Genomic DNA, 14,219 nt, shown 5'->3' with positions numbered 1-14,219 from the left:
CACCTATCTTTATGTAGTTATTATACTATATAATAATACAAAATATTAATGAATAATTTGTAAGCGCTTTATATCTTGTTGCTTTTTAGGTCTAAAAATGAGAAAATCATATTAGAATATAGTAATGTTTCTGAAGGAGGAATTATGGAAAATATTGATTTAAGAATTGCCCAAGAGGCAAAAATGAAAAAAATTATTGAGATAGCAAACGATTTAGGACTTCAAGAAGATGACATCGAATTATACGGAAACTACAAAGCGAAAATTGATTTATCGGTAATTAAGAAACTGGAAACGGCTCCAAATGGTAAAGTAATACTTGTTACTGCAATCAACCCGACTCCGGCTGGAGAAGGGAAATCAACAACAACGGTTGGTTTAGGGCAGGCTTTCAACAAAATAGGTAAGAAAGCGATCATTGCGCTACGTGAACCTTCATTTGGCCCAGTAATGGGAGTAAAAGGTGGAGCAGCAGGTGGAGGATATAGCCAGGTTGTACCTATGGAAGATTTAAATCTCCATTTTACAGGAGACATTCACGCTATTACAACTGCTAATAATGCAATTAGTGCAATCATTGATAATCACTTACACCAAGGTAATGCACTAAATATAGACCCTAGAAGGATTTCTTGGAAAAGAGCTATCGATATGAACGATAGAGCATTAAGGGGTGTTACAATTGGTCTTGGAGGGATTGGTAACGGTATTCCTCGTGAAGACGGGTTCAATATAACTGTGGCTAGTGAAATAATGGCTGTGTTATGTTTGGCTTCAGATTTACAAGATTTAAAAGTAAGAGTTAAGAGAATTGTAGTCGCAGATACATATAAAAGAGAACCTATTACAATTGGTGATTTAGGTATAGAGGGAGCGGTTACCCTGATATTGAAAGATGCAATTAAACCGAATTTAGTACAAACATTAGAGAACACTCCTGCCATCATACATGGTGGACCATTTGCCAACATAGCACATGGTTGTAATAGTATTATTGCAACTAATATGGGTCGTAAATTAGCAGACTATGTTATAACAGAAGCTGGATTTGGGGCTGATTTAGGTGCAGAGAAGTTCTTGAATATCAAAACACATCAAGCTGGATTCACACCGAGTGCTGTAGTTATTGTAGCAACAATAAGAGCTCTTAAAATGCATGGTGGAGTAAGCAAGAAAGAATTAGGTGGAGAAAACGTTGAAGCTCTAATTGAAGGGGTTTCCAACCTTGAAAAGCATATCGATACAGTAAAAGAATTTGGATTACCTTACATCGTAGCAATCAATAGTTTCATAACAGATACGAACAATGAGACAAAAGCTTTAGAAAAATATTTAGAGGAAAACAACCACCCTTGGAGTTTGAGCGAGGTTTGGGAAAAAGGTGGAAACGGTGCGGTTGATCTAGCGGAAAAACTAATCCACGAAATCGATACAAAAGAAAACAATTTCAAAAGAATATACGATCAAGAAGACGATATTAAAACAAAAATCGAAAAAGTAGTAACAAAAGTATATGGTGGAAGTGGTGTAGAATTCACTTCTAAAGCCAAATTACAGTTGAAGAAATTTAAAAGATTAGGTTGGAACAATCTAAGTGTATGTATGGCGAAGACACAATATAGTGTTTCTGATAATCCTAAGTTGTTAGGTAGACCTACCGGGTTTACAATAACAATTAGGGAGTTAAGACCCTCTGTTGGTGCAGGATTTATTGTAGCATTGACAGGAGACGTTATGACTATGCCGGGGTTACCAAAAGAGCCTGCAGCGCTAAAAATGGACATCGATAGAGATGGAAATGCAAAAGGATTATTCTAAAAGGAGAGAAATTCTCCTTTTTTTTTAAATAGGTATTGTGTTGCGCACAGTAGTGTGTTACGATTAGTACAGGAGGTATTGACATGAACGCACAATTTAAACGAGGAATAGTAGAACTATGTGTTCTCTCTGAACTTGTTCAAGAAGATCTGTATGGCTATAGCATCATAAATAACATTTCTAAACATCTAGATGTAAATGAAAACACAATTTACCCGATACTAAGAAGACTCACAAAAGAAGAGTACTTTACAACATACTTAAAAGAATCAAATGTAGGAGCACCAAGAAAGTATTATAAAATGACGGAAAAGGGCTTCAATTACTTCTTGAACTTACGAGATTCTTGGGATCAATTTATTGGCGGAGTATACGCCATATTAAATAAAGGAGGAAAAAAGAATGAAGAATTATTTGAAAAATTTGGAAAAAGAATTAAAGAAATTAAAAATAAGTGACAAAGAAATACAGGAAATTATCAATGATCATTTAGAAATGTTAGAAGAAGCTAAACAAGATGGTGTATCAGACGAGGAATTAGAACAAAAATTTGGAACACCTGATTCAGTAGCAAGTCAGATATTCAAGGACAACTTTGAATCAAAATTCAACGAGGATGTAGACTCGGTAGTTGGAACAGAGGAACTTAAAGATTATGAACTGTTCAAGGCGTTTCCAGTTAATCAAGACTTAAGTAAATTCTCAGTATCTCTTATCTCAGAAGACTTTATGTTTCTACCTTATGATGGAGCAAGTATTGAAGTGTTCGCACTTAAACTTAAGAAACCAGAGAACTATGAAATCTCATTGGAAAACAATGAATTTGTACTTAAAAGACTTAGTTCTAAAGGATTTAAGTTAAATGTTTTTGGAAGCGAAAGCACTCCAGACTTTGGAATCAGAGTGCCTATGGAACTAAATATTGAAGAATTCGTATTAAAAACTATTAGTGGGGATAGTGTTCTTGATAAAGTGAATGCAACATCTATTAATGTCAAAACAACTAGTGGAGATTTAGAAGCTTCAAATCTATCTGCAGTTAAGGGGATTCGCTTAACAGCGGTAAGTGGAGATTTTGAAGTATCTGGTTTAAAATGTGAAACATTAGACCTGTCAGTGGTAAGTGGAGACTTAGAATTAGAACAAGCAACAATACAAAAAGGGTTCGAGATAAACACTGTAAGTGGTGATGTTGAATGTAAAACATTAACTTGTGAGCATTTAGGACTACGTACAGTTAGTGGAGATTTTGAGGGAGAAGAAGTATATCCTGAATCAATTTCTATAAAGTCTGTTAGTGGAGATATTGAAATATCAAATACAAATCATGATAAAGAAATCGTAGTAACATCAAAGAAAACATTAAGTGGAGATGTAGTTATTAGATAGTAATAACAAAGCCATTTCACACTGATTATAGTATAGATAGAAAAGGTGAATCTTAATAGATATCACCTTTTCGTTTATGACATTTTGAAACATATTATGTATATAGTTAAAGAAGAATAAGTGGTATAATAGACAAAAGGAGTGATTATATTGAACTTAATAGAAAAATTCAGAGAATTAACAATGAAACAAAAAGCATATGGTTATGTAATGAATATAGTTGGGTGGGATAGCGCAACTGAAGCACCAAAAGGAGCATTTCAAAGAAGATCTGAAATGATGGGTATAATAAGTGGAGAATTGTTTAAGTTAGGGACATCAGAGGAATATAAAAGCACGGTAAATGGCTTGTATAGTAAGATTGATGAACTAGAAGTAGATCTTAAAAAGGAAATTAAGAAGGCCAAAAGACAATTGGACAAAATAGAAAAAATACCTGAAAATGAGTTTGTGGAGTATAACAAATTAGTAGGATTATCACAAAGATTGTGGGAAGACGCAAAAGAACAAGACAATTTCGAGATGTTTAGACCAAACTTAGAGAAACTAGTAGACTATAGTAAGAAGTTTGCCACATACTACAATGATCAGGAACATCCATATAATGTTATGTTAGACGATTTTGAAGAAGGCATGACTATGAAAGAGTATGATGAGTTCTTTGATGTGTTAAAGAGAGACTTAGTACCGTTTGTTAAAGAAGTGTTAAACAGCGGAAAATCGCTTAATGACGAGTTTGCATCAAAACTATATAATAAAGAAAAACAAAAAGTATTCGCAGAATACCTAGTCGATGTTTTCGGATTTAATAGAGACGGAGGACTTATGAAAGAGAGTGTACATCCATTTACTTGGAACACTCATCCAACTGACGTAAGGCTAACAACAAGATATTTAGAGGATATGGTGTTTAGTAGTGTATTCGCAGCTGTCCATGAGTTAGGACATGCATTGTATGAACAACAAGTTGATTCTAAATATGATAATACATTATTAAATGGTGGGACATCAATGGGTGTACATGAGTCTCAATCACGATTCTATGAAAACGTGATAGGGCGTAGTAAAGAGTTTTGGAGTGTACATCTTGATAAGTTCAAAGAATGCTTCCCAGAACTTACAAAAGATGTTTCTCTAGATGACTTTCATAGAGCTGTGAATAAAGTAGAAGCTTCATTTGTGAGAGTTGAAGCAGACGAATTAACATATCCACTACATATTATGGTTAGATATGAGATTGAACGTAAACTACTTGCCGGTGAAATAGAAGTGAAAGATTTACCTGAAGTATGGAATTCGAAAATGGTGGAATACCTTGGTATTAAGCCAAAAAATAATGCTGATGGAGTTCTACAAGATGTTCACTGGAGTGCTGGATTGTTTGGATATTTTCCAACATATGCACTAGGAACAGCGTATGCTGCTCAGTTCTATAACACTATGAAAAAGGAATTTGATGTTCTTGGCGCAGTAAAAGAAAACAACATTGTAACTATTAATCAATGGCTAAAAGAAAAAATTCATCAGTATGGAGGATCTAAAAATCCAAAAGAACTTCTACTTGCAGTTACAGGGGAAGAGTTCAATCCTAAGTACTATGTTGAATACTTAAAAGAAAAATACACAAAATTATATTTATAGGAAACCGCTTAACTAAGACAAAAGGCAATCAATAGAATTTGATTGCCTTTTTATTATATAGACAATAAATCTATGTTTGTTATAATAAAAACGGAGGTGTTTATATGGAGTATAAAGAGATAAGATACAACGAATTCGCAAAAGAAGTATTTGCACAACTTGAAAAAGGTGCATTCCTAACAACCAAAGTAGATGGCAAAGTTAATACAATGACAATTGCTTGGGGTGGAATAAACTATGTTTGGAATAAACCGTTATTCGTTGCTTACGTCAGATACACTAGAGATACATATGAAATGTTGGAAAAAGGCTCAGAATACACAATAAATATACCTTTGAGTAATCAGTTAAAAAGTGAATTAGGATATTGTGGTAGCAAGTCTGGGAGAGATTTTGACAAAATTAAAGAGTGTGGATTACACCTAATCCCAGGTAGAAAAATTGATACACCGATCATTTTGGAGTGCGAGCTCCACTTAGAGTGTAAGGTAATCTACAAACAAGCAATGGAACCAGGAATGATTCCACAAGAGATTAAAGATAGATTTTATAGAAACAATGATTACCATGTTATTTATTATGGTGAAATACTAGATTCATATATGATAAAGGAGAAAAACAATGGGTGAAATTATTAGTGGAAAGAAATTAAGTAAAGAAATCAGAGAAGAAGTTAGACTTGAAGTAGAGGAATTAAAAGCGCAATATAACGCGGTTCCCCATCTTGTAGTTGTATTAGTTGGAAATGATCCAGCAAGCGAAAGTTATGTAAAAGCAAAAGAAAGAGCTTGTACAAAAGCTGGTATGGAAAGTACCCTTATTAGAAAAGATGAAACATTAGAAGAAGCAGAATTACTAAGTATAATTGACGAACTTAACAAAGATAAAGGTGTACATGGTATTTTAGTACAATTACCACTACCTAAACATATCGACGAGAACAAAGTTATCGATAGAATTGATTTCAAGAAGGATGTTGATGGATTCCACCCTTTAAATATCGCATATATGCATATGGGAAGAGAAGCTATTTACCCTGCAACACCAAGCGGGATCATAACAATGTTAAAAAGTACCGGTGTTGAATTAAAAGGTAAAGACGCAATCATTATTGGTAGAAGTAATATTGTAGGGAAACCCGCAGCTATGTTATTGATGAAAGAGAACTGCACTGTTCAAATTGCACATAGTAGAACATTAAACTTAAAAGAAAAGTGTCTTCAAGCAGATATCATTGTTGCTGCTGTTGGTAGAGCTAACACAGTTACAGAGGATATGGTTAAAGAAGGTGCGGTAATAATTGACGTTGGTGTAAACCGCGTTGAGGGTAAACTTGTTGGAGATGTTGATTTCGAAGCAATTAAAGACAAAGCAAGCTTCATTACACCAGTCCCTGGCGGAGTTGGACCAATGACGATTACATCATTGTTACAAAACACTATAAAGACATTTAAAGGATTGGTTGAGTAATGATTGAAAGATACAGAAGACAAGTTGTTCAAGACTTGTTTACAGAAAAAGCAAAGTTCGATGCATACTTACGAATGGAAATACACACGCTCGAAGCTTGGTCTGAATTAGGAAAAATTCCAAAAGAAGACGTTGATAAAATACGGGAAAACGCTACGTTTAGCGTAGAACGTATAAAGGAAATAGAACAAGAGACAAGACATGATATAGTTGCCTTCACCAGAAACGTAAGTGAAAGTTTAGGTGTTGAAAAGAAGTGGGTTCATTATGGACTTACTAGCACTGACGTTGTAGATACAGCGAATGGATACATATTTAAACAGGCAAACGATATCCTATGGAATGATCTATTAGAGTTCCAGGCAGTCTTAAAGAAACAAGCATTAAAATATAAAAACGTACCTTGTATAGGTCGTACACATGGAATACATGCTGATATTACTTCATTCGGATTAAAATGGGCTTTGTGGTATGACGAGTTTAATAGACATTTAGAAAGATTTAAACTTGTAAGAAATGAAGTGGAAACCGGTAAAATTAGCGGTGCTGTAGGTAATTTTGCAAATACACCTCCAGAAGTTCAAGATTATGTTTGTAAACAATTAGGAATCAATAGTTCAAACATATCCACACAAACACTTCAAAGAGATCGACATGCAAACTATATGGCAGAAATAGCTTTAATTGGTTCTTCTATGGAAAAAATTGCGGTTGAGATTAGACATCTTCAGCGAACTGAAGTAAGAGAAGCTGAAGAGTTTTTCAGAAAAGGGCAAAAAGGATCTTCTGCAATGCCACATAAAAGAAACCCTATCAGTTCAGAGAACATCGCTGGATGTTCAAGAGTCCTTAGAGGGTATATGGTTGCATCATATGAAAACATACCTTTATGGCATGAGAGAGACATTTCGCACAGTTCTGTTGAGAGAATAATAATGCCTGATGGAATAATGTTATTGGATTACATGTTAAACAGATACAAAAAGGTATTAGAGAATTTAACAGTGTTTGAAGATAGAATGCTTAAAAACATCTATTTAACAAACGGGGTTATCTTTGCACAAAGAGTTCTAACAAAACTTATTGATGCTGGATTATCGCGAGAGTTAGCCTACGATACTGTTCAACCTATCGCTATGAACGCATGGGAAAATGGACTTCAATATAAAGATTTATTAATGGAAAATGGCGTTGTTACTGAATATTTATCAAAAGAGGAAATCGAAGATGCATTCAACATTGAATACTTCTTACGAAATGTAGATACCATTTTTACTAGAGTTGGATTATAATAGACCTAACAATCGTTAGGTTTATTTTTTTAGGAGTGATTACATGAAAATTTCAAGAGTTATTATCAGCATTACATTACCTATCTTCTTAATAATGCTATTTGCTAGTTTATTAACTACAAAGCAGTATTTACTAGTGAGTGAAGGGTTATATGAGTCTCATGATGATATAACATTTGATCATGAATATGTCTCAGACAGAGTAATGGGATATTTAAATTATAGATACGATTCACTAGATATAGGTCCAAGAGAAGGCGAAGAAGATCTATTTAGACCTATAGAACTAAGACACATGAAAGATGTAAAAGACCTTTATACAATGCTGCGCTTAGTGGCAATTGGGTCTCTATTTGTAGCCGTTTCCTTATCATATATCATGTATAGGAAAGATAAAGGAAACTTCTTTAAAACGTATAAAAGGCTATATTATGGGCCAATGTTTTTTATTATAGTATTAGGAAGTTATATATTAATAGATTTCAATGGTATTTTTAGACTATTTCATGAACTATTCTTTACAAACGATGAGTGGAGACTGTATTCAACAGACGCATTGATTCAGTTATTACCAACTAATTTTTGGATGGTAAGTGCTGGAATCATATTGCTGCTGTTCGCTTTGTCATTAGCTTTGATTAATAGAATCTTCTTGAAAATCGAGAGAAAACAATCGACTTAATTATAAATATTACATATGAAAAGTCACTCATATTATTGCTAAATATGGCCATTTTTGGTAATATTGAACTTGGTTAGTGTCATATATGGTCGGAAATACGGTTCGATTGTCTCTACTCCACACCGTAACATGTGGAACTATGGTACGTATTATTAAATAAGAGGAAATTCTCCTATTTTTTAGATTTTGTATGTCTAACCACACGACAAAAACTAAATGGAGGATTTTTTTAATGGAATTTATCAAAAGTTTTTTTAGAATCGAAGAACGTGGAAGTAAAATTAGTACAGAGTTAATCGGTGGATTAACAACATTCTTAGCAATGGCATACATTTTGCCAGTTAACGTAATGATGTTAGTTGATGGTGGTATTGGAATACCAACTGGAATGGATCCAGGTGGAGTATTCTTCGCTACAGCAGTATCTGCAGCAGTTGCTTCAATTGTTATGGGTCTACTAGCGAACTTACCAGTTGCTTTAGCTCCAGGTATGGGATTAAATGCATTTTTCACATTTAATCTAGTATTATTTGGACCTGAAGAAATCAAATGGCAAGGTGCATTAGCGGCCGTATTAGTATCAGGAGCTTTATTCTTTGTAATCTCAATTACAGGATTAAGAAAAGCTGTAATAAATGCTATACCAAAAGGATTGAAACTTGCTGTAGGAGCAGGGATTGGGTTCTTTATTACATTTATCGGTCTTAAAAATGCTGGTATCGTAGTTGCAAATCAAGCTACATTTGTTGGATTGGGAGATTTAACTCATCCAGCAGTAATGCTAGGGATATTTGGAATTGTATTAGTTGTAATTCTTTATTCAATGAAAAACAAATTTGCTCTAATCATTTCTATTGCTGCTACAGCAATTCTTGGATTATTACTTGGAGCATTTGGTGTTGATTTAATGCCTGCATATGACGCTACAGGATATTCAATGGGAGAAATGTTTGATGGTGTAAAAGTTACATTTGGAGCATTGTTTACTGATGGATTCAAGCAATTATTCTCTACTCCAGAAGCATTCGCAATTATCTTTACATTATTATTCGTGGATTTCTTCGATACTGCAGGAACATTAATGGCAGTTGGAAATCAAGCGGGATTAATTGATGAAGAAGGAGAAATCATTGGTTCAGATAAAGCATTATTAGTTGATTCAATCGGAACAATGACTGGTGCAGTATTAGGAACTTCGAATGTTACTTCATATATTGAGAGCGCGACAGGAATCGAACAAGGTGCACGTACTGGTTTAAGTAGTGTTACTGTTGGTGTTTTATTCTTATTAGCAATCTTCCTTTACCCATTACTAAGTATTATAAATGGTGTATTTGATCTAAACACAATGACTAACTATAGCCCTGTTACTGCAATGGCATTAGTTATGGTAGGTGCTTTAATGGTTAAACAACTTAAAGATATTGATTGGACAGATCTTGCAATTGTTATTCCTGCATTCTTTACAATTATCTTTATGATAATGTCATTTAGTATCGCAACAGGTATCGCAGTAGGATTCATTTTCTACCCAATCGTTAAAATTGCACAAGGTAAATACAAAGAGGTTAATGTAATTATGTATGTTTTAAGTGCTTTATTCCTTTTATTCTTTATCTTAAACGCATAACAAACAAAATAATATTAAGGGTGATGCAAACGCATCACTCTTTTTTTGCGCTTAAAATAGGGAAATACTATGATAATGTAAAGTACTAAACTCTAAAAATAAGTATTTACATTATTTAGCAAAAATACTACAATATCTATATAATGCGCGGAAGAGGTGAATAAATTATGAGAGAACTATTTAATCAAGAAAAAATGGTTAGAACAATTAGAAGAATTTCTCATGAAATTATTGAACGAAGCGGTGATTTAAGCGATTTAGTATTCCTGGGAGTCTTAAAAAATGGAGTTCCCATGGCTAAGTTGATCCAAGAAAACATCTTGAAGTTTGAAGGTATTGAGATTCCCACATACGAATTAGATATTTCTGGATACAGAGATGATGTTGTCGTAAACAACTTTGACAAATTAGACTTAAATTTAGCTTCTAAGACTGTTATTGTCATAGATGACGTACTATTCACAGGTAGAACAGTTAGAGCAAGCATGGATGCAATAATCGACTTAGGAAGGCCAAACAAGATTCAATTGGCTGTGTTAATAGATAGAGGGCATCGTGAATTACCAATTCGAGCGGATTATATTGGTAAAAACGTACCAACAAACATAGACGAAAGAATTGATGTGAGCTTCAGAGAAAACCCTGGAGTATATATCTACAGTAATGAGGAGAAATAAGATGGAAAATGTTAAAAGATTTGATTCAGAGCTTTATGACGCAATTATGTTAGAAAAAGGTAGACAAGAATCACATATTGAATTAATCGCAAGTGAGAACTTTGTAAGTAAAGCTGTACTAGAAGCACAAGGTAGTGTTTTAACAAACAAATACGCAGAAGGATACCCTGGTAGAAGATATTATGGTGGATGTGAGTTTGTTGATATGGCTGAGGATTTAGCTAGAAATCGCTTAAAAGAGATATTTAATGTAAAGTATGCCAATGTACAAGCACATAGTGGTAGTACAGCCAATATGGGTGCATATAGAGCTATTATTCAACCTGGAGATGTTGTTTTAGGAATGAGTTTGGATCATGGTGGGCATTTAACACATGGACATCCATTAAACTTTAGTGGAATTGATTATTCATTTGTTAGTTACGGTGTAGCTGACGACACAGAAATGATTGATTATGATGCATTAGAACTAAAAGCAATCGAAACGAAACCTGCATTGATTGTGGCTGGAGCTAGCGCTTACCCACGTGCAATAGATTTTAAAAGAATGAGAGAAATTGCAGATAAAGTAGGTTCTAAATTAATGGTAGATATGGCACATATCGCAGGATTAGTAGCAGCTGGTTTACACCAAAACCCTTGTGAATATGCTGATATAGTAACTTCAACTACACATAAAACTCTACGTGGACCACGTGGTGGAATCATATTAACTAACAGTTTTGAATTATATAAGCAAATTAATAGAGTAATCTTCCCAGGAATCCAAGGGGGGCCGTTAATGCACGTTATCGCTGCTAAGGCAACTGCCTTCAAAGAAGCGCTTCAACCAGAATTCAAGGAATATCAGAAGAATGTTATTATCAACGCAAAAGAATTTGCAAAAGAGCTTATGGATTTAGGATTTAAAGTTGTTTCTGGTGGAACTGACAATCATTTGATTTTAGTCGAAGTTAAATCTTTAACAGGTTTAACAGGAAAAGATGCAGAGAAATTACTAGATAAAGTGAACATCACATGTAATAAAAACACAGTGCCAAACGACACAGAGAAGCCATTTATCACTAGTGGTATCAGATTAGGGACACCTGCAATCACAACAAGAGGATTCCAAAAAGAAGATATGGCAGTTATTGCAAAATGCATCTATGACGCATTAATGAATCCAGAAAACGAAGAAGTTTTAGCTAATGTTAAAGGAACAGTAAAAGATTTAGCAAGTAAATATCCGTTAAACTACTAAACATATAACTCTCATCACAAAGGGGTGATATTATGAGAGCTGCAATTGTAAAAAGTGGAGGATATTTGGATAATGTTATTACAAGAATACTACAAAACAACGGAATCAATGGCGATTCCATAACAAAAGTGAATAGAAATACTTTTGTAGAGTATGATGTAATAATTTTCACATACCAAAATGGTATACCAAATATATCCAAAGTAATCGAACAAATAGTTTTAGAGAAGAAAATACAGGTTATATACATTAGTTCTACAATGAATATAGGTTCGTTTTATAATTTAACGAACGATCTATATTTCAGTTTTATTGAAGAAAGAACGATAGAAATGGTATTACCTAATACAATACAACTCTGCTCAAAGTTTAGTAAAGAAGTTACTATTCTTAAGAGTGAATTGAATATTGCTCTTACAGAACTTGATTTAATTAAAAGAACTGGAAAAGCAAAAAGACTTCTTATCAAGAAAGGTCTTAGTGAAGACGAATCCCATAAGTTTATCATAAATAAAGCAATGGAATTGAGAATAACTAAGAGCAACCTTGTAAACCTTATCATTGAAAATAGGATTGACATTTAAATATACATTTCCTATAATTATCAATGTGGACAAAGGAGTCCTATTCAAAAAAACGAGATATAAAACAATGGTGTTAATGCGTATGCATTTTGACACCATTTTTTTTATTTTAAAAATCGGAGGAGAAACATGGCTAAGTTCAATAGAGAAGAAGTTTTAAGAAGTGCAAAGGAAAATAATGTAAAATACATTAGATTATGCTTTACGGATATTCATGGTGTTATAAAGAATGTTGAGATACCGGCAAGGATCTTAGAAGAGGCTTTAGATAACGAGATAATGTTTGACGGTTCGTCAATAGATGGATTTGTACGTATCCAAGAAGCGGATATGTATTTAAGACCAGATCTAGACACATGGATGATTCTTACTTGGGAACAAACAACTTATGGAAATGTAGCTATGCTGATTTGTGATATCTATTTACCGAACGGGGAACCCTTTAGTGGAGACCCAAGAGGTGTTTTAAAAAGAAACTTAAAACGCATGCACAAACTTGGATTTGCACATTTAAATCTAGGTGTAGAACCAGAGTTTTTCTTATTCAAATTAGATGACAAAGGTGAACCTACGTTAACATTTAACGATAATGGTGGATACTTTGATTTAGCTCCAGTTGATGGCGCTGAGGACTGTCGTAGAGATATTGTATTAGAATTAGAAAGAGTTGGATTTCTAATGGAAGCATCACATCATGAAGTTGCTCCAGGGCAACATGAAATAAACTTTCAATTTAATAGTGCGTTAGAAGCAAGCGATAAACTTCAAATATTCAAACTTGTAGTTAAGAATGTGGCTAAAAGACACGGTTTACACGCAACATTTATGCCAAAACCAATTAGTGAAATTAATGGTTCAGGTATGCATGTTAACTGTTCGTTGGCAGATAAAGATGGAAATAACGCATTCTATGACCCAAAAGGGGAAATAGGATTAAGTGAACTAGCAAAGTACTGGATCGCAGGTATTATGAAGAATGCAAGAGCATTTACTGCGGTAACAAATCCTACTGTTAATTCATATAAAAGACTAATACCAGGTTATGAAGCTCCTTGTTATGTTTCATGGAGTGATGCAAACAGATCAGCAATGATTCGTATTCCAGCAAAAAAAGGAAAGGCTACAAGAACAGAAATACGCTCAGTAGACCCATCTGCGAATCCATATCTAGCATTCTCCGCAATTCTTGCAAGTGGATTAGATGGAATTGAGAATAAACTAGAATGTAAAGAAAGAGTATACATAAACTTATATGAATTAGGTCGTTCTGAAAGAGAAGCTATGGGTATTGAAAACTTACCTGAGAATTTAAAAGATGCAATCAAAGCTTTAAAAAGAAACGATGTTATTAAAGAAGCGTTAGGAACACATGTCGTAGAAAAGTTCTCAATGGCTAAGCAAAAAGAATGGGATGATTTTAGAACAAGTGTTACAGAATGGGAAATTAAGAAGTATTTAAAAGTTATATAATTTTGAGCCCTCGATAATCAAAAATGACAAACTCACTATTTAAAAAAAATGTAAAATAAAATGACCAAAGAGTAGATACGGTCAGTATTACACCTATAAAGGGCATGTTTATATTGTTGTAGAGTCAAAGTTTACAAATAAGGTTTTCCATTATAATTGTGATCGAGCAAGTGTCTTTATAAATAAAAACACTCATTATAATTAGCGACTGACATTCGCTATACAAGGCGATTACCCGTTGTATATTTAAAGGTTCAATTCGGATAAATAAAAAAATAGGACGAATATCCTATTTTTTTATTTGCTCAATTATTTGTGCAATT

Annotated in this window: 13 protein-coding genes and 1 riboswitch; all 13 genes read left to right on the top strand. The window is 33.7% G+C overall.

Going from position 1 to position 14,219, the window contains the following annotated elements; translation table 11 throughout:
• The first annotated feature begins 144 nt into the window (after positions 1–144).
• The 13 genes from AC2LE6_RS03500 to glnA all read left to right on the top strand — a co-directional run bounded on the left by AC2LE6_RS03500 (position 145) and on the right by glnA (position 13,896).
• Entirely contained in the window at positions 145–1,818 is a 1,674-nt protein-coding gene (locus AC2LE6_RS03500) for a formate--tetrahydrofolate ligase (RefSeq protein WP_484477862.1), read from the top strand.
• Positions 1,819–1,901: 83 nt separating this feature from the next.
• Positions 1,902–2,276 carry a PadR family transcriptional regulator gene (locus tag AC2LE6_RS03495; protein ID WP_484477861.1) on the top strand — a complete coding sequence of 125 codons (375 nt, stop codon included), beginning with the start codon at positions 1,902–1,904 and terminating at the stop codon, positions 2,274–2,276.
• Positions 2,221–3,207, top strand: coding sequence for a DUF4097 family beta strand repeat-containing protein (locus AC2LE6_RS03490; RefSeq protein ID WP_484477860.1), 987 nt, complete (start codon positions 2,221–2,223; stop codon positions 3,205–3,207). The genes AC2LE6_RS03495 and AC2LE6_RS03490 overlap by 56 nt, the downstream gene beginning before the upstream one ends.
• Before the next feature lie 150 nt (positions 3,208–3,357).
• Entirely contained in the window at positions 3,358–4,848 is a 1,491-nt protein-coding gene (locus AC2LE6_RS03485; protein WP_484477859.1) for a carboxypeptidase M32, read from the top strand.
• Between the two features lie 104 nt (positions 4,849–4,952).
• Positions 4,953–5,477 (top strand): flavin reductase family protein, encoded by a 525-nt coding sequence (locus AC2LE6_RS03480; RefSeq protein ID WP_484477858.1) that lies wholly within the window; start codon positions 4,953–4,955, stop codon positions 5,475–5,477.
• Positions 5,470–6,318: a bifunctional 5,10-methylenetetrahydrofolate dehydrogenase/5,10-methenyltetrahydrofolate cyclohydrolase gene (locus tag AC2LE6_RS03475; RefSeq protein WP_484477857.1), complete on the top strand. Its 849-nt coding sequence runs from the start codon at positions 5,470–5,472 to the stop codon at positions 6,316–6,318. The genes AC2LE6_RS03480 and AC2LE6_RS03475 overlap by 8 nt, the downstream gene beginning before the upstream one ends.
• Positions 6,318–7,610: an adenylosuccinate lyase gene (gene purB, locus AC2LE6_RS03470; protein ID WP_484477856.1), complete on the top strand. Its 1,293-nt coding sequence runs from the start codon at positions 6,318–6,320 to the stop codon at positions 7,608–7,610. The genes AC2LE6_RS03475 and purB overlap by 1 nt, the downstream gene beginning before the upstream one ends.
• Positions 7,611–7,653: 43 nt before the next feature.
• On the top strand, positions 7,654–8,292 hold the full coding sequence (locus AC2LE6_RS03465) for a TIGR01906 family membrane protein (protein ID WP_484477855.1): 639 nt from the start codon (positions 7,654–7,656) through the stop codon (positions 8,290–8,292).
• 59 nt (positions 8,293–8,351) lie between these two features.
• Positions 8,352–8,452, top strand: a riboswitch (purine riboswitch).
• A 72-nt stretch (positions 8,453–8,524) separates the two neighbouring features.
• Positions 8,525–9,922: an NCS2 family permease gene (locus AC2LE6_RS03460; protein ID WP_484477854.1), complete on the top strand. Its 1,398-nt coding sequence runs from the start codon at positions 8,525–8,527 to the stop codon at positions 9,920–9,922.
• A 167-nt stretch (positions 9,923–10,089) separates the two neighbouring features.
• On the top strand, positions 10,090–10,599 hold the full coding sequence (gene pyrR, locus AC2LE6_RS03455) for a bifunctional pyr operon transcriptional regulator/uracil phosphoribosyltransferase PyrR (protein ID WP_484477853.1): 510 nt from the start codon (positions 10,090–10,092) through the stop codon (positions 10,597–10,599).
• 1 nt (position 10,600) lies between these two features.
• Complete coding sequence (gene glyA, locus AC2LE6_RS03450) at positions 10,601–11,842, top strand: serine hydroxymethyltransferase (RefSeq protein ID WP_484477852.1); 1,242 nt, start codon at positions 10,601–10,603, stop codon at positions 11,840–11,842.
• A 32-nt stretch (positions 11,843–11,874) separates the two neighbouring features.
• Positions 11,875–12,426 carry an ANTAR domain-containing protein gene (locus AC2LE6_RS03445; RefSeq protein WP_484477851.1) on the top strand — a complete coding sequence of 184 codons (552 nt, stop codon included), beginning with the start codon at positions 11,875–11,877 and terminating at the stop codon, positions 12,424–12,426.
• Between the two features lie 129 nt (positions 12,427–12,555).
• Entirely contained in the window at positions 12,556–13,896 is a 1,341-nt protein-coding gene (glnA, locus tag AC2LE6_RS03440) for a type I glutamate--ammonia ligase (protein ID WP_484477850.1), read from the top strand.
• Positions 13,897–14,219: the final 323 nt, after the last annotated feature.

This window comes from Candidatus Izemoplasma sp., from assembly GCF_982632705.1.
Note: the sequence above shows the minus strand (reverse complement) of the source record. Positions and strands in the feature narration are given on the sequence as shown.